Raw genomic sequence first — 19,229 nt, 5'->3', positions numbered from 1 at the left:
GTTAAAATACTTTCTTGAATGGTTTTACGATGACATTTTGGTAAACGCCTGCGTCAATGTACGGGTCTGCGTCTGCCCATGCCTGTGCATCTTCTAAAGAGTTAAACTCAGCAATTACAGTAGAACCTGTGAAACCAGCTTCGCCAGGGTTATCCGAATCAATGGCTGGCATTGGACCTGCTGTCAAAAGTCGGCCTTCATCGTGAAGTGTTTGTAGGCGTTCTAGATGTTGTGGGCGAACACTTAGGCGCTTTTCTAATGAATTTTCGACGTCTTGAGAAAAAATCACGTACCACATATTGAGATATCCTTATTTTACTTCACTGAATTGGGGGCGTTTAAATTCGCTATCTTGCTAATTTACGCGAACTAATTGGTATTGGAAGGGCTAATGATAAGAAATTGTGAAATGGTGCGAGTGAGCAGTATGGTCTTTAGTAATTTCATTTGCTGAAACTAAAGACCACAGACATGTATGGCTTAGTGAAAAGTACTATTTTTTGATAGGGCGAGGCTTACCACTTTCATCAACCGCCACGTAGTTGAATGTTGCACCACAAACTTTGTAACGATCGCCGATGCCGTGATCAAGTACCGGCTTAACCCATACCTCTAGGTCGATATTCATCGAACTGCGGCCAATCTTGGTGCAGTCGCCATAAACACACACCACATCGCCAACCGATACGGGCTGTTTGAACTCAATGCTTGATACCGAAACGGTGACTATTTTGCCATTAGAGATCTCTTTCGCCAAAATACCGCCAGCAAGGTCGAGTTGAGACATTATCCAACCACCGAAGATCTGACCTGCTGCATTAGTGTCAGAAGGCATCGCTAATGTGCGAAGGAGTAAAGAACCAATAGGGTTCAAAGTTGATTGAATCGTCATTGTAGTACTCTTGGTGGTATTGATTATCTTAGATAAAAACTGATGTGTTGACTGGTTAAGCACATTGGCAAATAAGTGCAATGAACAGCAAGAAACCAGATGGCCGCTAATTTAGTGAGATTGTCATTAAATAATAGGCTTTATTTTGACCAGTTTCCGCAACACAGAAAAGCCAACGGCCAATGATCACGAGTATCATTGGCCGCTAGGTATAGCATATTGACAAGAATTGTAACAAAAACGGAATGAGGACTCACCCCTTGGGGTTACTTCTCGTCAGTATTTTTATCAGTTAGCTCTTGCTGCTCTTTTTGTAGCTGTTGATCTTTTGGTAAATTCTTATAGATGTAGACACCCGTAAGCAGCGTAAATAGTAATGTTGCTATTAGCAGGCCAAACACCTTGAAGTTAACCCACACATCCAATGGTAGGCTGAAAGCAACGTAAACGTTGAGAATGGCACATAGGGTAAAAAATAGAGTCCAAGCCCAGTTAATCTTGCCCCATACGGCATCAGGCAGTGTGATCTCTTTACCCAACATGCCTTTAATTGCTGATTTTCCCATAAGGTGGCTGGCTGTCAGGCCAATAGCGAATAGAGCGTAAACGATCGTTACTTTCCATTTAATGAAGTTGTCGTCGTGCAAGAAGATGGTCATGCCACCAAATACGGCAACCATAAGAAACGTGACCACCTGCATTTTCTCTACTTTTTTATAGATGAAGTACGTCAAAACAACCTGTACTGCAGAGGCAACAATCAAAGCACCTGTCGCGGTGTAGATGTCGTACATCTTGTAGAGCGCAAAGAAAATGATGAGAGGGATGAAATCAAGAATTTGTTTCATGTGGACTGACTATCCAGTTAGTTGAGATGCAAACAGTCTAACTAAAATCGCCTCGATGCTAAATAGCTCGAGGCAATTGGCGGCAAAACTAATTTTCTTTAAGACCTCGTCAGCGAATTGACGATGTTTGGTAGCGAGGAATCAACTTCTTAATATCTTCTAAGTAGCCTTCGCTTTTAAGATTATCTAAAGTGTTCTCTAGTTCTTGCTCACTCATGGCAAAGCACGTCGATTTTCCTGTCGTAAGGTCTAGATACTCGTGATATTCACGTTCAGTAAAGTGACCAACTCTGTCGATCAATAGAGTTTTAATTCCGTGGTGAATTAAGCCGTAATACGTATGTCTTTGTAAGGTCATAGCCTATCCTCCGTGACAAGCTGCAGTGATAATGATGCAACCTGCTGTATATTGGTTGGGTTATCTATGACAAAGCAATTCAGATGCCATTTTAAGTTTCTAGGCAGAACATTCACTTAAAAAATTGAATTGATAATTCTTTTCAATCAGTTAATACACCGCTTGCTCTTCTCCCGCTTGAGCAATGTGTTGCCGTAGCGAAATAGTTTTATTTTGAGAATTAACCAGATTCTCATTATGACAATGCTCTGTTGGGTATACACAGCAGAGCATTGCTCGCTAATCAACGAGCCAATCAACCAGAGTCGATAATGAGGCATTTTGACGATTCTTAGGTTGCAACAAGAAGTAACCGTTGCCGGAGAATACGCTGCCTTCACTCACTTTTACCAATCTACCCAAATCGATATCTTGCTTAGCGAGCGTGATATCGCCTATCGCTATCCCAAAGCCCTGAATGGCCGCATTCATCGCTTGATCGAGCGTGGCAAATTGCTGGTTGTTCTTACTTGAAAGATCATGGCTACCGATGTGTTCTAACCAAAGTCGCCAGTCACTTTGCTCATTGTTGGCATGTAACCAAGTGTACTGAGCAAGCTTGTGTGGCTTGATGATAGTTGAAGTGCTGTCGATCAGGTGGCTTGGAACAATACTCTGAGCTTGGCAGATGGGGGCGAGTTGTTCGTTGAACAGCAGTTGACTAACAATTGAGTGCTGGCTTGGTTTCTTGCCATAGGTGATCACCGCATCGAAGGGATCAAAGCTTGGCTCAAAAACGTGTTTGATAGTTGATGTGAGCTCGACATCAATCTCAGGGTAGGCTTGTTGAAACGACATCAACTTAGGTAATAGCCAAGAGGTAATACAACTCGGGGCATTGAGTTTTATCTTAGAGGGAGAGCTCGCGACCTGATTAAGTGCCGATTGCAGTTGTTGAATAGTCCCTTGAATGAGAGGAACCAGTTCTTCTCCTTTAGGCGTTAATGACAAACCACGAGCATGGCGATAGAAGAGATCACACCCAAGGCTTTCTTCAAACGACAACACCTGACGACTCACCGCACCTTGCGTCACATTGAGCTCATGTGCCGCGCGTGTAAAGTTGAGATGCCTTGCCGTAGACAGGAATGCGAGCAAGGTTTTGGTTGAAGGGAGTGTATTTTTCATATCTTTACCTATGACTTTTTATCATGGCTATTATGTGATTATTTCGATTCATTTATCAATAGTGTTCTGTTTGAATGTAAATACTTACTCATCATTAGTGATTCAATATGTGTATAAATTACATTTTTTGAATATGAAAGCAGTGGTGAAGACAATGTGATTATGTGAAAGGGATAGCTTCTTGACATCTTTTATTGATAACTTAGTGCCTCAGGCTGTAAAAAAATTAATACCTTATCAATCAGCAAGAAGAATTGGTGGTGATGGACGTGTCTGGTTAAACGCGAACGAATTGGAAAGCGCTCTGTTTCAAGGGGAACTCAGCCATAATCGTTACCCCGATTTTTTACCGCAAGACATTGCCAAGGCCTACCAAGCTTATTGTGGAACTGAAGCTGCAACCATTGCGGTGCGTGGTGCCGATGAAGCGATTGATTTACTGATCAGAACATTTTGCAAACCCGCTCAAGACAATATCCTTATCTGTTCACCAACGTATGCCATGTATGAGTTTTGCGCCGATGCACTAGCGATTGAAACGCTCGATTCTCCTTTGCAGGGAGATTTCAGCTTAGACGTCGCTGACATCGTGAATAAAGCTGAGTTGGCTAATATCATTTTCCTTTGTTCACCGAACAACCCAACCGGCAATGTGATTCCTAAATCGGACTTGATTCAGGTGCTTGAAGGGACTCAAGGTCAATCTTTGGTTGTGGTGGATGAGGCGTATATTGAGTTTGAACCTCAAACATCAGCCGTCAGCTTGATTGAACGCTACCCACATTTGGTTGTGATTCGCACCTTGTCTAAAGCATTTGGACTTGCAGCGGTTCGTTGTGGCTTTATCTTAGCGAGTCAAAATGTGATGCAGTACGTCGCTAAGCTCGTTCCGCCATACCCAATGCCGGATTGCTCGTCTCAGATAGTCTTAGAGGCCTTATCAACTGAGCGTGTTGCCGTGATGCAAGAAGCCACGTCGAAGCTGGTTGAATTACGAAACCTTTTTGCTTCTGAACTGAATCAGTTTGATTTCGTTGAACAGGTTTATCCGTCTTCTACCAACTTTGTCTTATTACGCCACAAGCCTGAACATGAATTGTTTAGTGTATTGGCGAAAGATGGCATTGTGACAAGGAACCAACACCATGAGCCTGCGTTACGTCACTGCGTTCGAATCAGTATTGGTAGCCCAGAAAGCATGGCGGAAGTGATAGCGTCACTTACAAGTTACCAAATCGAATTAGAAAACAACCAACAAAACCAACAGCTTCAAGATAAAGAACCTCAATTTCAACTCGACAAAGATCATATCTAGGATGGCAATGATGAAAAAGATAATACTAGGACTTGCTTGTGCGGCCGCTTTACTTGGTACAACGGTACAGGCGAAAGAAATCCGTTTGGCGTCAGACTTTACCTATCCGCCATTCAACTACAAAAATAGTGATGGTGTGCCTGTCGGGTTTGATATTGAGATAGCTGACGCTCTATGTGAGCAAGCCAAACTAGATTGTACTTGGGTATCACAAAGCTGGGATTCGTTGATTCCAAGCCTATTGGCAAGAAAGTCAGATGTGATTATGGCTTCTATGCGTATTACCGAAGAGCGTAAGCGCAAAATCTTGTTCACTGATAAGTACTACCAAACACCAGCTGTGTTTGTGGCAGCTAAGAGCACAGAGTTTGCAATTGATGAATCGGGTTTAGCAGGTAAAACCATAGGTGTACAACAAGGCACGATTCACGATCGCTACGTAACGGATAAGTTTGGCAGTGTTGCCAACATTAAGCGTTACACTGGGCAAGATGAAGTGTATTTGGATCTGCAGAATGGCCGCTTAGATCTCACCTTCGGCAATTCCGATCAACTGTCGCTCGCTTTCTTAGATAAGAAAGAAGGAGAGGGCTTTGAATTCAAAGGTAAAGCGGTAACCGACAAAGCCTACATTGGCGAAGGCACGGCTTTAGCCCTAAGAAAACAGGATTCAAAACTGGCAAAACAGTTCAATACCGCCATCGAAGAGATCAGAGCGAACGGTACTTACGACAAGATTGCTTCTAAGTACTTCACGTTTGATATTTATGGTAGTGATTTGTAGATTCGCATTGTCAAATTATGGAAACGAATCCAACGGCTTTATGGGAATAAAATCGATGTGTTGAAAGAGTTATAGTAGCCAGTAATAAAACCCCGAGAGTTCAAACGCTCCCGGGGTTTTTGTTTGAGATAAACAGTAAAAAGCTTTTATGAACAAGAGTTGTTTAATTCAATATGACTTAAACATGGAACGATAGTTTAAACATAACGTGTCATTTGTTTAGTGAATATGTTCACTAATAAAAGTGAACTGACGGTAACATAATTATCAATTTGCTCTAATCAATAGATTCTTATGCTCCTGTCACGTTACATCAATATAAAAGTACAATTCGTTGTTCTTTTATCCATTATTTCGCTCAGCTTAGCAGCAATAATTACGATCAATGTATTTATTCACCGTGATAATAGCCAGCGACTAACGCAATTAGAATTAAGTTATTACCCTGCATTAGAGCACGCAACTAAAATTCATTCTCTTTTACCCAATGTGAAGCAACAGTTTGAAGCTGCTGTGATCATGGAAGATGAACAAGCTCTCGATTACGCACGTCAAATCTCCTCTGAGTTGCAAGTTGAAGCGGGCAAAGGCGCAACGGTTCTGCCTTCACAAGCACAGGCCTTCAACAAATTGGCACTCAAGCTAAAAAAGTACACCGACTCCGCATACGCGTTAAGTACAGACTTCATTAACCTCAATGACTCGTTCGATAAACTGACCTCAAGAGCCAACCGACTTAGCACCGAATATGATTCATTAGTTACGTTAAGTGAACAACTACGCTTATCGGTTAGCCGGAAGGTTGTGGATACCATTTTTCACTCTGAAAACGCCGCAGACGAGGCGGCTCAGCAGTCGATTTGGCTGGGTATATTCTTTGTGTTGGCTGTATTTGCGGTGGGCTATGCGATCTTCAAATCGGTGATCAGTTCGATTCTATTAGTGACAGAAAAAATGCAGGCGATTGCGACGGGCGACGGTGATCTTACTGTGCGTATTGATTACTCAGGCAAAGATGAGATCGCGACGCTGGTACAAAGCGTCAACCAGTTTATAGAGAAGCTTCAGGGCATTATCGCGAGCACATTGAGCATCGGACAAGAACTTGAGGTTGTCAGTGACAAGATCCGTAGTGAGTCGAACCAAACCTTAGCGCTGAATAGCAGTCAACGTGACCACATCGAAGATGTTACAGATGCGGTTAATAATATCATTGGTTTGATTGAACAAGTCGTTGGCTTTGCGTCACATGCTGACTCTCAAGCACAGAAGGCCAATGCCAGTGCACAAACTGGAACCCAAGTGGTTCTGAAAACAAGCCAAGAGATTGAAGAGCTTGCCACCAATATTCGCGATACGGCAGGTAAGTTAAAAGAGCTCGATCAGAATGCCAGCAATGTGGGCTCAATTCTTAGCACGATTCAAAGCGTCGCTGAGCAAACCAACTTACTTGCTTTAAATGCAGCGATTGAAGCGGCGAGAGCAGGCGAACACGGACGCGGCTTTGCTGTTGTGTCTGACGAAGTACGTGTGCTTGCGAACAATACTCAACAATCGGCAACTGAAATAAACGCTCTACTCGGTGAGCTTAAGTCGGGTTCAAATGCGGCAGTCGGTGCGATGGACCAAGGGTTAGCGAGCTCGTCTCAAGCGGTGGGAGATGCGCAAAATGCTGGCGATTGCTTACTAGAAATCAGTGGTCAGGTTGAAGAGATTACTGATCTCAACCGACAGATAGCGAGCACCACTGAACACCAAGCTCGTGCCTCGAAACAGATTCATACCCATATGGATGACTTTAGAAAGTGCTCTCACCAAGTGTCTGAGTCTACCGATCAGCTAGAAGCGCTTAGTCACCAATTGAGTGGCATCGTTACTGAGCTGAGTAAGTCAACATCACAATTCAAAGTATAACGGAGAATAACAATGACTAACCCCTCTTTTCGCTTATTGCCTATAGCGGTAGCGCTTGCGACTTCATTCGCAACACACGCTGCGGATGAGCAAAAATTGGCTGAGCTAGAGAAGAAAATCACTATTCTTGAAGCGAAAGAGCAAAACTCAATTGCTGATAAATTTAGCTTCAACGGATTTGCGTCTTTGAACATGCAAGTGGGTAATCATAACCACGGCTTTATGAAGTCAGAAAACAAAGTGCGTTTTGATGAGGGTTCTCTATTCGGCTTACAGGGTGAATTCGAGGTAAATGAATCTACATCGGCTGTTGTTCAAATGGTGGCGCGAGGTACAGAGAAAGAAAACTGGTCTCCTGATATTGAGTGGGCATTTTTAAGCCACAAAGTCACCCCGAACCTGACGCTTCGCGGTGGTAAACTGCGTCTACCTTTGTTCATGTACTCTGATTATTTAGAAGTAGGTTATGCGCAAACAAGCGTACGAGTACCTAACGAAGTATATGGTTCAGTGGTGCTAACATCTCTAACTGGTGGTGATGTTATCTACGATATGGAACTAGAAGACAGCACGTTATCGTTCCAAGGTTTTGTTGGCTCACAAAAGCTTTCTTCGTCTAAGCACAGCTACAATGTCGATACGCAATTTGACGATATCGCTGGTGGTGTGATCAACTGGACCGATGATACTTGGACCTTACGCGCAGTTTATGCTCAAGCTGTCGTGAGTTCAGATACCAACTGGAATGTGGACCACAAGCCTCTGCTTAATACGACCTTCAAAGATGAAAAAGCGAAGTTTTACGGTGTTGGTGGTCGATACGAGAATGGCAACTTGATGCTGGTTTCAGAAGTGACCCGTACCACAGTTGAAGGCTTCTACTACGATGTTGACGCAGCTTACCTCACCGCTGCTTATCGCGTGAATGAGCTAACGCCTTACATGACCATTGCACATATGGAAACTACAGACGATTCTGAGCGTAATGATCAAGTAAACCGCCAGCTTGCGGCTGTTGTGCAAAACCCTAGCAGTGTTTCAGCAAAATACGCTTATGGTTCAGCAAAAGCGATCGCAGATAATTTGAATGTGAAGCGCACCACCTACAGCATCGGCACTCGTTGGGACTTTATGCCTAACATCGCATTGAAAGGTGATATTAGCTACCTTACCGATTTCGGTTCAACCAATGGCGGCGTAGCATCAGGCTACAAGAATGAAGATAACATCTTGTACACAGTAAAAGTCGACGCGGTATTTTAAGGAGCAGAATCATGTTGAAAAAAACACTTGTAGTCGCTGCTCTTCTTAGCAGCATGAATGCATTCGCTGGGCTGGTTGTCATTGGTAACCCTTCAATGGGTGAACTCGATGCTTCAACGGTTAAGAAGCTGTACTTAGGTAAGGCGAAGTCTCTGCAAATTGAAGCGGTTGATCTAGAAGATGGAAATCCTGCGAAAGAGACCTTCCACCAGGCGATAACCCAAAAAACAGAAGCACAACTCCAAGCCTATTGGGCCAAGCGAGTATTTACTGGTAAAGGTCAGCCTCCTAAGGCTGTTGCTCAAGAGAGCTTAGCGAAGGATATGGTTGCCAGCTCTTCAAATACCATCGCTTATATCGATGAATCTTTGGTTGATAGCTCAGTGAAAGTGATTCTAAAGCTTTAATTTTAAGTGTGGCGCTCAATTTGAGCGCCACACTTACATTGGCTTACGTTCAAGCGATTACTCTTACTTAACCCTTACATAGTTTGATTAAGTTTTATGTAATTGATTTTTAGAGTAATTATTCAGTTTAATTTTGAGTGTATGCGAAAAAATAGTATCTAATTTAGTTTTTTTTACCTTTGGTTTTCTAAAGGTGTATTAAATTTGTATTTATGCATATTGAGATTGAAACGTCGAGTTGTAGAATACGCAGGAAATATAAACAAGCGGATGGGAATACAATCTGATGCCAAATGAGAAAAGAGATGAAATATTAAGCGCAGCAGAAAAACTATTTACTTCTCAGCCTTATAATAAAGTGTCAATTCGCTCCATCGCTAAATCAGCTAGCGTAAGTCCGGCATTAATTCTTTATTACTTTAATAACAAAGAGCAACTTTTTGATCAACTTATAGAGGAGCATGCTAGTCGTTTTCAAGATCAGTTCTTCAAGTATCAACGAGTTGAGGGAATACAGTTGCAACAGCTGATTTCTGAACTGATTGAGTTCTGGGAGAGCGCACCTAATATATTTTTATTATTTACGCTTGGTGGCAGTTCGTTTAATCACGAAAACGTACTCAGGTTGAAAGAATCAAAGTTCGGCTTCATCTATAACAAAACTCTTGAACACCTCCTTTATTTGGTAGATGGCTGTAACGAATCCAATTTCCACTATTATCACATGCTGGTGAACTCACTGGTTTCTCAGCCTTACTTAGTTAACAGGCAGCAGAAGTACAATTCTGGTAGTTCTACGTTTAATTTGATGCATTATCAGCAAGTGATTGCGAGCTTGTTTAAAGAGGAGAATAGCTACGCATGCTAGCGCTCCTCAATGATGCGTCGAGCTCGAACAACTGAGCTGGAAACAGAAGCGACAGATGCAAAAAAGCCACTCTAGGAGTGGCTTTTTGTTTTTCGATGTAAACGAAACTTAAGCTTGCTGTTTTTGCAGCTCAGCTTCTTTTGCTTCGTCTTCGATTAGAGAATCAACGATTACTGCACATGCTGCATCACCGGTGATGTTCAGAGCAGTACGGATCATGTCGAAGATACGGTCTAGAGCGAACAACAGAGGTAGACCTTCGATAGGGATGCCAGCCGCTAGAAGAACTGCAACCACTAGGAAAGAAGGACCTGGAACACCAGCTTGACCAACTGCACCTAGCGTAGACGTTACGATGATAGCAACGTAAGCCCCCATAGATAGGTCGATGTTGAATAGCTGTGCGAAGAAGATAGCCACTAGGCCGTAGTAGATCGCGTTACCAGACATGTTGATCGTCGCGCCAAGAGGCAGAACGAACGAAGCCGTAGAGTTACGAACACCAAGCTCTTTCTCTACAGTTTCCATTGTTACTGGTAGTGTTGCCATTGATGAAGCAGTTGATAGTGCAACCGCTTGAGGCTTCTTCATTGCTACTAGGAACTTTTTAGCTGAAGTCTTAGTGAAGATTTGAATCATCAGCGGGTAAGCAACAAAGCCGAAGATCAGGATCGCAGCGATGTAAACGATGAACAGTTTGAACACAACCATTAGTGCGCCGAAACCGAACGTACCTACTGCTTCTGCCATTAGGCCGAATACGCCAAGTGGTGCAATGATCATAACCTTGTTGATCATCCAAACCATAGCGTCAACAATCGCGTTTACGCCATTGATGATAGGGTCACGTTTCTCTTTGGCTTGCTTAGAAAGCGCGATACCAAAGAATAAGCAGAAAACTAGGATTTGCAGAATGTTTGCTTCATTCAATGATTGGAAAACGTTGGTAGGGATCATGCCAGTGATGGTTGCCCAGAACGTTGGAAGTTCGCCTTTCGCAGCGTATTCAGAAGAGAACATGCCTTCTACGCCAGAAACATCGATACCACGACCCGGTTCGAATACTTCACCCATTACAAGCGCTAGTGCTACAGCAAGTGCAGACGTTAGTGCGAAGTAACCCAGTGTTGTTACACCGACTTTACCAGCCGATGAGCTATTACCTAGACCAGCAGCACCTGAAATAAGGGCAACCGCGACTAGAGGGATAACCAGCATCTTGATCAAGTTGATGAAGATAGCACCCAGTGGAGCGAACATAGTTGCGCTGTCACCCATCATCGCGCCGACTACGGTACCGATGATCATTGCAATAACGACTTGAACGCCGATGTTGCTTAGTAAACTCTTTTCTTTTAACACTTCCATAACCTCTGTGCTACTAAATATAAAAATCCCAGAACTACCTACCAATGTACGATGTACCATTGGATAAATATTTCGCGAGGAGTTTTACACGTATCCTTTACATTTATCAATATGAGCAGAGGTGAAAGACGTCTAAAAATAGGAGGCCTAATGTTATTTGTCGTTTTTTTGTACCAATGCAAACGTTTGCTTTTGTTTTTTCTTAGTTGGTTATTTGTCGAGTTTATAAATGTAAATCTATCTGGTGTTTTGTGAATGATTTCTGCACTTCGGTGTTTGGTGGGTTTTGTTAACATTTGCGTTTCATTTTTGCGCTTTTTTGCTCGTTACGATCGAGGTTGGATTTTGAGTAGTGTGTTGTGTGAAATTTAGCCTGAACTATGCTTAAGGTATCTATTTATTACCAAGATGTTACCTCTACGCTTTAAATAAAACGTCTATCTAGCATCTCAGTTGTAAGGAGAGGGGCTATGACTTTTATAATAAAGTACTTGTTCGCGTTTCTTCTGTTGTTCACCTCTGCGAATGTTCAGGCCGATGATGTCTGGGTGATAGAGGTGAATGGAGGTATAGGTCCAGCGACCAGTGATTACCTCACGAGAGAAATAGAACAAGCTCACGACGAGCAAGCCAAGCTCATCATATTAAAAATGAACACGCCTGGCGGGTTAGATACGTCGATGCGCGACATTATTCGATCCATCACCACCTCACCGATTCCGATAGCGACTTGGGTTGGTCCCGCAGGTTCACGGGCAGCAAGTGCAGGGACTTACATTTTGCTTGCTAGCCACATCGCTTCTATGGCTCCCGGAACCAATTTGGGCGCTGCAACTCCTGTGTCACTTGGCGGAGGTAAAGGCCCTTCTAATCCATTATCCCCACAAGAAGACGCCAATAAAGACGACAACGCCACAGCCAGTGAGCAAAGTTCACCTAAAGAAGAGAAGTCCGAGCAAGTAAAAGCCACCACTGCGATGGAGAAGAAGGTGGTCAACGATGCGTCCGCTTACATTGTTAGCTTGGCCAAATTGCACAACCGTAACGAAGAGTGGGCAGAAAAGGCGGTAAGAGAAGCGGCGAGTTTAGATTCAGAGAGTGCGCTTGAACTTAACGTAATTGATTTTATTGCCAGTGACCTTCAACAATTGGTGGAAATGAGCAACGGGCGCACCATTACAATCAACGGCGTCAGTCAGAAAATTCAATTTAGTGATGTGGCGTTTGTCGAACGAGAACAAGACTGGCGTTTCAGTTTGCTTTCAGTGATCACCAATCCAAATGTCGCTTACATTCTCATGCTCATTGGTATCTACGGCTTACTGCTTGAGTTCTATAACCCTGGAGTCGGCTTACCGGGCGTGTTGGGTGGCATCTGTCTGTTATTGGCGATGTACTCTTTGCAAATGCTGCCTGTGAGTTACGCAGGCCTTGCTTTAATCCTATTGGGGATTGCCTTGATGGTCGCAGAGGCGTTTAGCCCGAGCTTTGGTATTTTCGGTTTGGGCGGCGTTGCTGCATTTACATTGGGCTCAATCATGCTGATGGACACCGAAGTTCCGGGTTACCAAATCGCATTACCATTAATTATCGGAATCAGTTTGTTCTCTGTAGCGTTTATTGTCGTAACAATTTCAATGCTAGTCCGAGTCAGAAATAAGCCGGTGACCACCGGGATGGAAGCGGTGGTTGGCGAGATAGGTAAAGTTGTAAGCGGTTTCCCCGGTTCAGGGCGCGTGCTGGTTGAAGGTGAGATCTGGCAAGCTAAATGCGCCAATGAACTGAAAGCGGGGCAGAGTATCAGAGTAACCAAGTTAACTGGGCTTTGTTTGGATGTGGAAGCGCTGCCCGATGAGACACCATCGAAATCTGGTTAGTGCGGACTGTTAGCGCGGAATGCTAGGACAAACTTGATTGAATTATTAATTGCTTAGCCATCGTTACCATTAGGGGGCGGTTATGTTTATACACACTATAGGTATTGTCATCGTGCTCGTTATCTTATTGATAGCCAGTATGTTCAGAGTACTGCGCGAATATGAACGTGCAGTGGTGTTCTTCCTTGGGCGCTTTTACGGTGTGAAAGGGCCGGGGTTAATCATTATCATTCCTTTCATCCAACAAATCGTGCGAGTCGACCTACGAACCATCGTGCTAGATGTACCAACACAAGATTTGATCACTAGAGATAACGTGTCGGTGAAGGTCAATGCTGTGGTTTATTTTCGAGTGCTCGATCCGAAGATGGCTATCAATAATGTTGAGAATTATCTTGAGGCCACCAGCCAACTTTCGCAAACAACGCTGCGTTCAGTACTCGGTCAGCATGAGTTGGATGAGTTGTTGTCAGAGCGAGAAGAACTCAATCGAGACTTACAAGCGATACTGGATCAACACACCGATAACTGGGGCATCAAGATTGCCAATGTTGAGATCAAGCATGTTGATCTTGATGACAGCATGGTGCGAGCCCTTGCTAAACAAGCCGAGGCGGAACGTTCTCGTCGAGCCAAGGTGATACACGCGACCGGTGAGCTAGAAGCATCGACTAAGTTAAGTGAGGCAGCTGAAGTGCTGAACAAAGCACCTAATGCTATTCAGTTGCGATATATGCAGACGCTAACTGAGGTGGCTAACGAAAGAACCTCCACCATCATCTTCCCAATGCCAATCGATCTAGTGGAGAAGATAACCGACCCGATCAAAGCAACACTTAATGAGTCCGCGATTAAGAAAGCGATGAAAGTGGATGATTAGCTAGCGTGGATGGCAAGCAATAAAAAAGGCGCCACATCTGTGGAGCCTTTTGATATTTGAATTGTTGGTTCTATTTATTGACCGTAGATTACTTCTGCGTAGCCGCTTTCATTGGCGTAACAAACTCAGCCAGTGCTTTAAGCATTGCTTCTGGTTGTTCAACGTTGTTTTCAATGATTTTCACAACCGCTGAGCCAGAGATAGCACCGGCAGCGCCAGCTTCAATCGCTTCTTTTACTTGCTCAGGAGCAGAAATACCGAAACCAAGCAGTGCTGGTGGCGCATCAAACTTGTTCAGACGGTCAAGCAGTGCCGTTACAGGCATGTTTGCTTTTGTTTCTGCACCCGTTACGCCAGCACGAGAAAGTAGGTAAGTATAGCCACCACCTAGTTCAGACACTGACTTAAGCGTCTCATCACTTGCTGTTGGTGGCGCAATAAAGATTGGGTGAACGCCAAACTTCTCAGCAGCTGCAACAAACTCAGCACTTTCGTTAGTCGGTACGTCAGCAATCAATACTGAGTCGATCCCCGCATTCGCACAACGCTCGTAGAAGTTCTCGATACCACGTGCGTACACCAAGTTCGCGTACATCAGTAGGCCGATTGGTAGCTCTGGATATTTGGCGCGGATTTGACCAATAAGATCAAAACACACATCAGGTGTTACCTTTGAGTCTAACGCACGAATGTTCGCACCTTGGATCGTTGGGCCATCAGCCAGTGGATCAGAGAATGGGATGCCAAGCTCAAGCGCATCTGCACCCGCTTCAACCAAAGTTTCCATGATCTTAAGCGATTGTTCAGGGTTAGGATCGCCAACCGTTACGAATGGTACAAATGCACCTTGATTCTTTTCAGCTAAGCGAGTGAATAGTGATTGATAGCGATCCATTATAATACTCCTTTCTCTTTAAGGATGTCGTGTACAGAGAAAATGTCTTTGTCACCACGGCCAGACAAGTTAACAACTAATAGTTGTTCTTTTTCTGGTTCGTCGTGAGCCATTTTGATTGCATGAGCTAAAGCATGAGATGACTCTAGCGCTGCGAGGATACCTTCGTTACGTGCGATAGATTGGAACGCTTCTAGCGCTTCGTCATCGGTTACGTTTTCGTATTCAGCACGGCCAATTGCGTTCAGGTGAGCGTGTTGAGGACCCACTGATGGGAAATCTAGACCCGCAGATACAGAGTAAGACTCTTCTACTTGGCCGTTCTCATCTTGCATCAGTGGTGCTTTCATACCAAAGAATATACCCGTTTTACCGTGCTTAAGCGGCGCGCCGTGTTGGTCGGTATCAATACCTTTACCCGCTGGCTCAACACCGATTAGGCGAACCGTTTCTTCTTCGATGAAATCAGCGAACATGCCGATAGCGTTTGAACCGCCGCCAACACAAGCGATAACGGCATCAGGAAGGCGACCTTCGCGAGCTAGAATTTGGTTCTTGGTTTCTTCACCGATCATGCGTTGGAAGTCACGAACAATCGTTGGGAATGGGTGAGGACCCGCAGCCGTACCTAGTAGGTAGTGCGCATCTTCATAAGTTGCAGACCAGTCACGAAGCGCTTCGTTACACGCGTCTTTTAGCGTAGAAGAACCAGAATGAACAGGGATAACCTCTGCGCCCATTAGCTTCATACGGAACACGTTCGGGCTTTGACGTTCAACGTCTTTCGCACCCATGTAAACGCGACACTTAAGGCCCAATAGAGCACACGCTAGAGCCGTCGCAACACCGTGTTGACCAGCGCCTGTTTCAGCGATGATTTCTTGCTTACCCATACGTTTAGCAAGTAGCGCCTGACCCAGTACTTGGTTCGTCTTGTGCGCGCCACCGTGAAGTAGGTCTTCACGCTTAAGGTACAGTTTAGTTTTTGTTCCTTTAGTTAGGTTGCGAGTTAGCGTTAGTGCCGTTGGACGACCCGCGTACTCTTGAAGAAGCGTCATGAATTCACTGCGGAACTCAGGATCGGCTTGTGCATCGATAAATGCTTGTTCAAGTTGGTCTAGTGCTGGCACTAGGATCTGCGGTACGTATTGACCACCGTATTCACCGAAGTAGGCATCGAGTTTAGCCATTATCTTATTCCTTCAATTCTATTGGCGTGTCTTCACACCAAGTCGTTTAGTCTTGTTTGAGCCTCGCTAAGGCAAAGCTCACAAATATGTTTTAGTTTCCGCTTTCTAGCTCTAGTTCTGGATTTTGCTTTTAAAAGCCAGATTAGTAATTACGAATCTCTGCAAAAGCGCGTTGTAGTTTGTCTGCGTCTTTTTTGCCCGGAGCAGATTCAACACCAGAGTTTAGGTCTAATCCTAAGCAGCCCAACTTAGCGGCTTGGTTAGCATTTTCTGGGTTTAGACCACCTGCCAACATGATTGCGCTTTGGTTGTTGATCAGGCTCCAATCGAACGCTTGACCTGTACCACCTGTTTGAGAACCCACTTTAGTATCTAGAAGGTGGCGAGTCACGTTGCTTTCCAGTAATTCTGGTAACGCGCTCTCAGCGCCGCAAGCCACACCGTAAGCTTTCCAAATCTCAACGTTTTCAGGCAGTGATTGTTTTAGCTCATTAACATACGCTTGAGACTCATCACCGTGCAGTTGTACTGCAAACAAACCGAGCTCAGAAACCGTGTTAGCCACATCTGCCACGCTGTGGTTTTGGAACACACCCACGTAGTTCAATGGCGCGCCGCTCATCGTTAAACGAGCTGCTTCGATATCCACATGACGCTTAGACGCTTCAACGAAAATCAGACCACCGAATACCGCACCTGCTTGATACGCTTTCGCGGCATCGTCAGAGTGCGTTAAACCACAAACCTTGTTTTCGCCCAGCGTTACTTTACGAACGGCCAGTTCAAGGTTCTTTTCAGCCATAAGAGAGCTGCCGATTAGGAAGCCATCGGCAAATGTTGAAAGGTCACGTACTTGTTGGTGTGTGTAGATACCAGACTCTGAAATCACGATGGCGTTTGGAGCCAGTTCGCGAATCAGTGGAGCCAACTCTTTGGTACGATTCAAATCAGTCGAAAGGTCACGTAGGTTACGGTTATTAATACCGATAACCTTAGCGTTTAGAGCCACAGCACGGTGAAGTTCTTCTTCATTGCTGACTTCAGTAAGCACACCCATGTTAAGTGAGTGAGCAACCTCAGCAAGCGCTTTGTACTCTTCATCATCCAATACTGATAGCATCAACAAGATAGCATCAGCTGAATAGTGACGCGCTAGGTAAACTTGGTAGGTATCAACCATGAAGTCTTTACACAGGATTGGCTGCTTAGCAATGCTGCGAACCTTAGGTAAAAACTCAAAGTCACCTTGGAAGTATTTCTCGTCGGTCAGTACTGAAATCGCGTTAGCGTGATTGTTGTAAACCGATGCAATGTAGTCCAAGTCGAACTCGTCACGGATCAAACCTTTTGACGGAGAGGCTTTCTTACATTCAGTGATGAAAACCGTCTGTTCGCCGTTCAGGGCATCATAAAAGCTGCGGTCTGTTGCGGTTAGCTCTGCTTTAAACTCTTCCAACGGTTGAGTTTGCTTACGCGCTTCAACCCATTGGTATTTATCACGAACGATTTTTGCTAGTACTTCCGCCATTTCAGCTTCTTTGACGGAAACGTGGGTCGACAGTTTATCGGTAGTCTGTGTCATGTTCTTTGTCTCAATTCGTCGTTCGTTAGGCGTGCGCAGCAAGCTTTTGTACAAGCTCGTAGGCTTTGCCAGAGTTCATCGCATCAATGGCTTGTTGTGCGTTGGCTTTTAGGTCTTCGTGACCAAATAGACGCATCAATAAAGCAACGTTCACGGCTACTGCGCCAACTTGGGCTTCAGTGCCTTTACCCGTCAGGATATCTGTTGTGATAGCTTTGTTGTCTTCTGGCTCGCCACCCTTAATTGCTTCAAGAGGGTGAGTGTTCAAACCAAAGTCTGCCGGTGTCACTGTGTATTCGTGAATTGCGCCATCTTTGATTTCAGCAACCATGGTTTCGCCGTGAATCGCTACTTCATCAAGTCCGCTACCGTGAACAACCGCTGCACGCTTCATGCCCATTTGCAGCATGGTTTCTGCGATAGGGCGTACTAGCTCTTTGCTGTAAACACCCATAAGCTCGATGTTAGGGCGAGCAGGGTTAATCAGTGGGCCAAGGATGTTGAAGATGGTGCGTGTTTTCATGGTTTGACGAACAGGCATCGCGTGACGAACGCCACCGTGGTATTGCGGAGCAAATAGGAACGCGACGCCAAGCTCATCGACAGCTGTGCGAGTGTCTTCTGCCGTCATCGCTAGGTTGATACCAAATGAATCCAGCAAGTCAGAAGAGCCTGATTTGCTCGATACACTACGGTTACCGTGTTTCGCAACTTTTAAACCACAAGCAGCGGCAACAAATGCTGAAGTCGTCGAAATATTAATGGTGTTGTGACCGTCACCACCTGTACCTACGATGTCTGCAAAATCGTAATCAGGGCGAGGGAATGGGTTTGCATTAGCAAGCAGTGCTTTCGCCGCGCCAGCAATTTCGTCTGGCGTCTCACCTTTGATCTTAAGTGCAGTCAGAGCAGAAGCCATCAGAATTGGGTCTAGTTCGCCCTTGATGATAACATCAAATAACTGTTGGCTTTCTTCTTGAGTAAGAGACTGCTGCTCGTAAAGTTTATTAATCTGTTCCATGATCGTTTCCTATATCGTCTTTTTCTCAAGAGCCCATTCGATAGCGTTCGCAAGAAGCGTTGCACCGTAGGTCGTCATAATTGATTCAGGGTGGAATTGGAATCCACACACCTTGTCTTGTTCTTGAACCACAGACATGACCAAATCATCGACTTCAGCTGTCACCGTTAGGCTATCTGATACATGCGTTGCTACTAAAGAGTGGTAGCGAGCAATAGCCAGTGGAGAAGGTAAGCCTTGGTAAGTCGCATGGTTTTGATGTTCCATCATCGACACCTTACCATGAATGATTTCGCCTGCGCCTGCAACGGTACCGCCATAAGCTTCAACGATAGCTTGGTGACCTAAGCAGATTCCAATCATTGGCACTTTGCCTTTTAGCAGCTGAATCAGCTCAGGCATACAGCCCGCGTCTGCTGGAGCGCCAGGGCCCGGTGAAAGTAGGGCAACAGGGTTGTCTAATTCGTTTATCGCTGCTTCAACGACCTTAGCGGGAATGTTGTTACGGTAAATCTTCACGCTGTGACCTAATGAACGGAACTGGTCTACAAGGTTGTAAGTGAACGAGTCGAAGTTATCGATGAATACAATATCAGCCAT

General features: G+C 44.7%; 19 protein-coding genes. 8 read left to right on the top strand and 11 right to left on the bottom strand.

The genetic code is table 11. From position 1 onward, the window contains the following. Nucleotide 1 precedes the first annotated feature (1 nt). From OCV56_RS09945 to OCV56_RS09925, 5 genes are all read right to left on the bottom strand, one after another. The gene (locus tag OCV56_RS09945) at nt 2–298 is read right to left on the bottom strand and encodes a YciI family protein (RefSeq protein ID WP_004741234.1); all 297 of its coding nucleotides are present in this window, start codon (nt 296–298) and stop codon (nt 2–4) included. A 195-nt stretch (nt 299–493) separates the two neighbouring features. Next, nucleotides 494–892 (bottom strand): acyl-CoA thioester hydrolase YciA, encoded by a 399-nt coding sequence (gene yciA / locus OCV56_RS09940; protein WP_017098521.1) that lies wholly within the window; start codon nt 890–892, stop codon nt 494–496. Between the two features lie 266 nt (nt 893–1,158). Further along, on the bottom strand, nt 1,159–1,740 hold the full coding sequence (locus OCV56_RS09935) for a septation protein A (RefSeq protein WP_086713647.1): 582 nt from the start codon (nt 1,738–1,740) through the stop codon (nt 1,159–1,161). A 109-nt stretch (nt 1,741–1,849) separates the two neighbouring features. Continuing rightward, the gene (locus tag OCV56_RS09930; protein ID WP_086713646.1) at nt 1,850–2,098 is read right to left on the bottom strand and encodes a hypothetical protein; all 249 of its coding nucleotides are present in this window, start codon (nt 2,096–2,098) and stop codon (nt 1,850–1,852) included. 279 nt (nt 2,099–2,377) lie between these two features. After that, complete coding sequence (locus OCV56_RS09925; protein WP_150330740.1) at nt 2,378–3,265, bottom strand: LysR substrate-binding domain-containing protein; 888 nt, start codon at nt 3,263–3,265, stop codon at nt 2,378–2,380. A 181-nt stretch (nt 3,266–3,446) separates the two neighbouring features. Here OCV56_RS09925 and hisC point away from each other — a divergent pair, with 181 nt between their 5' ends. From hisC to OCV56_RS09895, 6 genes are all read left to right on the top strand, one after another. Further along, the gene (hisC, locus tag OCV56_RS09920; protein WP_086713644.1) at nt 3,447–4,580 is read left to right on the top strand and encodes a histidinol-phosphate transaminase; all 1,134 of its coding nucleotides are present in this window, start codon (nt 3,447–3,449) and stop codon (nt 4,578–4,580) included. Nucleotides 4,581–4,590: 10 nt separating this feature from the next. Further along, entirely contained in the window at nt 4,591–5,364 is a 774-nt protein-coding gene (locus OCV56_RS09915; RefSeq protein ID WP_086713732.1) for an ABC transporter substrate-binding protein, read from the top strand. Between the two features lie 294 nt (nt 5,365–5,658). After that, nucleotides 5,659–7,278, top strand: a complete 1,620-nt coding sequence (locus tag OCV56_RS09910) for a methyl-accepting chemotaxis protein (protein ID WP_086713643.1) — start codon at nt 5,659–5,661, stop codon at nt 7,276–7,278. 12 nt (nt 7,279–7,290) lie between these two features. After that, a complete protein-coding gene (locus OCV56_RS09905; protein WP_086713642.1) occupies nt 7,291–8,541 on the top strand; it encodes a hypothetical protein in 1,251 nt (416 codons plus the stop codon). An 11-nt stretch (nt 8,542–8,552) separates the two neighbouring features. Then, on the top strand, nt 8,553–8,948 hold the full coding sequence (locus OCV56_RS09900; protein WP_086713641.1) for a phosphate ABC transporter substrate-binding protein: 396 nt from the start codon (nt 8,553–8,555) through the stop codon (nt 8,946–8,948). Between the two features lie 286 nt (nt 8,949–9,234). Continuing rightward, the gene (locus tag OCV56_RS09895) at nt 9,235–9,816 is read left to right on the top strand and encodes a TetR/AcrR family transcriptional regulator (RefSeq protein WP_086713640.1); all 582 of its coding nucleotides are present in this window, start codon (nt 9,235–9,237) and stop codon (nt 9,814–9,816) included. A gap of 108 nt (nt 9,817–9,924) precedes the next feature. On the opposite strand, the gene OCV56_RS09890 is transcribed toward OCV56_RS09895, so the two are convergent. Continuing rightward, entirely contained in the window at nt 9,925–11,244 is a 1,320-nt protein-coding gene (locus tag OCV56_RS09890) for a dicarboxylate/amino acid:cation symporter (RefSeq protein WP_370779784.1), read from the bottom strand. A 410-nt stretch (nt 11,245–11,654) separates the two neighbouring features. On the opposite strand from OCV56_RS09890, the gene OCV56_RS09885 reads away from it, so the two are divergent. Continuing rightward, complete coding sequence (locus OCV56_RS09885) at nt 11,655–13,061, top strand: NfeD family protein (RefSeq protein WP_086713638.1); 1,407 nt, start codon at nt 11,655–11,657, stop codon at nt 13,059–13,061. Between the two features lie 82 nt (nt 13,062–13,143). After that, on the top strand, nt 13,144–13,941 hold the full coding sequence (locus tag OCV56_RS09880; RefSeq protein WP_086713637.1) for a slipin family protein: 798 nt from the start codon (nt 13,144–13,146) through the stop codon (nt 13,939–13,941). Between the two features lie 88 nt (nt 13,942–14,029). Here the strand turns inward: OCV56_RS09880 and trpA are convergent, their stop codons facing one another. The 5 genes from trpA to OCV56_RS09855 all read right to left on the bottom strand — a co-directional run bounded on the left by trpA (nt 14,030) and on the right by OCV56_RS09855 (nt 19,229). Next, a complete protein-coding gene (gene trpA, locus OCV56_RS09875; RefSeq protein WP_086713636.1) occupies nt 14,030–14,836 on the bottom strand; it encodes a tryptophan synthase subunit alpha in 807 nt (268 codons plus the stop codon). Beyond that, nucleotides 14,836–16,026, bottom strand: coding sequence for a tryptophan synthase subunit beta (gene trpB, locus OCV56_RS09870; protein WP_086713635.1), 1,191 nt, complete (start codon nt 16,024–16,026; stop codon nt 14,836–14,838). Before trpB ends, trpA begins: the two co-directional genes overlap by 1 nt. A 142-nt stretch (nt 16,027–16,168) precedes the next feature. Continuing rightward, nucleotides 16,169–17,608 carry a bifunctional indole-3-glycerol-phosphate synthase TrpC/phosphoribosylanthranilate isomerase TrpF gene (gene trpCF, locus OCV56_RS09865; protein WP_086713634.1) on the bottom strand — a complete coding sequence of 480 codons (1,440 nt, stop codon included), beginning with the start codon at nt 17,606–17,608 and terminating at the stop codon, nt 16,169–16,171. A gap of 25 nt (nt 17,609–17,633) precedes the next feature. Next, a complete protein-coding gene (trpD, locus tag OCV56_RS09860) occupies nt 17,634–18,629 on the bottom strand; it encodes an anthranilate phosphoribosyltransferase (protein ID WP_150330741.1) in 996 nt (331 codons plus the stop codon). A gap of 9 nt (nt 18,630–18,638) precedes the next feature. Next, nucleotides 18,639–19,229 carry an aminodeoxychorismate/anthranilate synthase component II gene (locus OCV56_RS09855; RefSeq protein WP_010438041.1) on the bottom strand — a complete coding sequence of 197 codons (591 nt, stop codon included), beginning with the start codon at nt 19,227–19,229 and terminating at the stop codon, nt 18,639–18,641.

Source organism: Vibrio gigantis (genome assembly GCF_024347515.1).
Classification (GTDB): Bacteria; Pseudomonadota; Gammaproteobacteria; order Enterobacterales; family Vibrionaceae; genus Vibrio; species Vibrio gigantis.
This window is presented reverse-complemented; position numbering and strand designations above follow the sequence as displayed.

Bases quoted from the DNA above. Each gene is read 5' to 3' on its own strand.
- OCV56_RS09945 (WP_004741234.1), bottom strand. From the start codon at position 298: ATGTGGTACGTGATTTTTTCTCAAGACGTCGAAAATTCATTAGAAAAG.
- yciA (WP_017098521.1), bottom strand. From the start codon at position 892: ATGACGATTCAATCAACTTTGAACCCTATTGGTTCTTTACTCCTTCGC.
- OCV56_RS09935 (WP_086713647.1), bottom strand. From the start codon at position 1,740: ATGAAACAAATTCTTGATTTCATCCCTCTCATCATTTTCTTTGCGCTC.
- OCV56_RS09930 (WP_086713646.1), bottom strand. From the start codon at position 2,098: ATGACCTTACAAAGACATACGTATTACGGCTTAATTCACCACGGAATT.
- OCV56_RS09925 (WP_150330740.1), bottom strand. From the start codon at position 3,265: ATGAAAAATACACTCCCTTCAACCAAAACCTTGCTCGCATTCCTGTCT.
- OCV56_RS09915 (WP_086713732.1), top strand. From the start codon at position 4,591: ATGAAAAAGATAATACTAGGACTTGCTTGTGCGGCCGCTTTACTTGGT.
- OCV56_RS09910 (WP_086713643.1), top strand. From the start codon at position 5,659: ATGCTCCTGTCACGTTACATCAATATAAAAGTACAATTCGTTGTTCTT.
- OCV56_RS09905 (WP_086713642.1), top strand. From the start codon at position 7,291: ATGACTAACCCCTCTTTTCGCTTATTGCCTATAGCGGTAGCGCTTGCG.
- OCV56_RS09900 (WP_086713641.1), top strand. From the start codon at position 8,553: ATGTTGAAAAAAACACTTGTAGTCGCTGCTCTTCTTAGCAGCATGAAT.
- OCV56_RS09895 (WP_086713640.1), top strand. From the start codon at position 9,235: ATGCCAAATGAGAAAAGAGATGAAATATTAAGCGCAGCAGAAAAACTA.
- OCV56_RS09890 (WP_370779784.1), bottom strand. From the start codon at position 11,244: ATGGTACATCGTACATTGGTAGGTAGTTCTGGGATTTTTATATTTAGT.
- OCV56_RS09885 (WP_086713638.1), top strand. From the start codon at position 11,655: ATGACTTTTATAATAAAGTACTTGTTCGCGTTTCTTCTGTTGTTCACC.
- OCV56_RS09880 (WP_086713637.1), top strand. From the start codon at position 13,144: ATGTTTATACACACTATAGGTATTGTCATCGTGCTCGTTATCTTATTG.
- trpA (WP_086713636.1), bottom strand. From the start codon at position 14,836: ATGGATCGCTATCAATCACTATTCACTCGCTTAGCTGAAAAGAATCAA.
- trpB (WP_086713635.1), bottom strand. From the start codon at position 16,026: ATGGCTAAACTCGATGCCTACTTCGGTGAATACGGTGGTCAATACGTA.
- trpCF (WP_086713634.1), bottom strand. From the start codon at position 17,608: ATGACACAGACTACCGATAAACTGTCGACCCACGTTTCCGTCAAAGAA.
- trpD (WP_150330741.1), bottom strand. From the start codon at position 18,629: ATGGAACAGATTAATAAACTTTACGAGCAGCAGTCTCTTACTCAAGAA.
- OCV56_RS09855 (WP_010438041.1), bottom strand. From the start codon at position 19,229: ATGGCTGATATTGTATTCATCGATAACTTCGACTCGTTCACTTACAAC.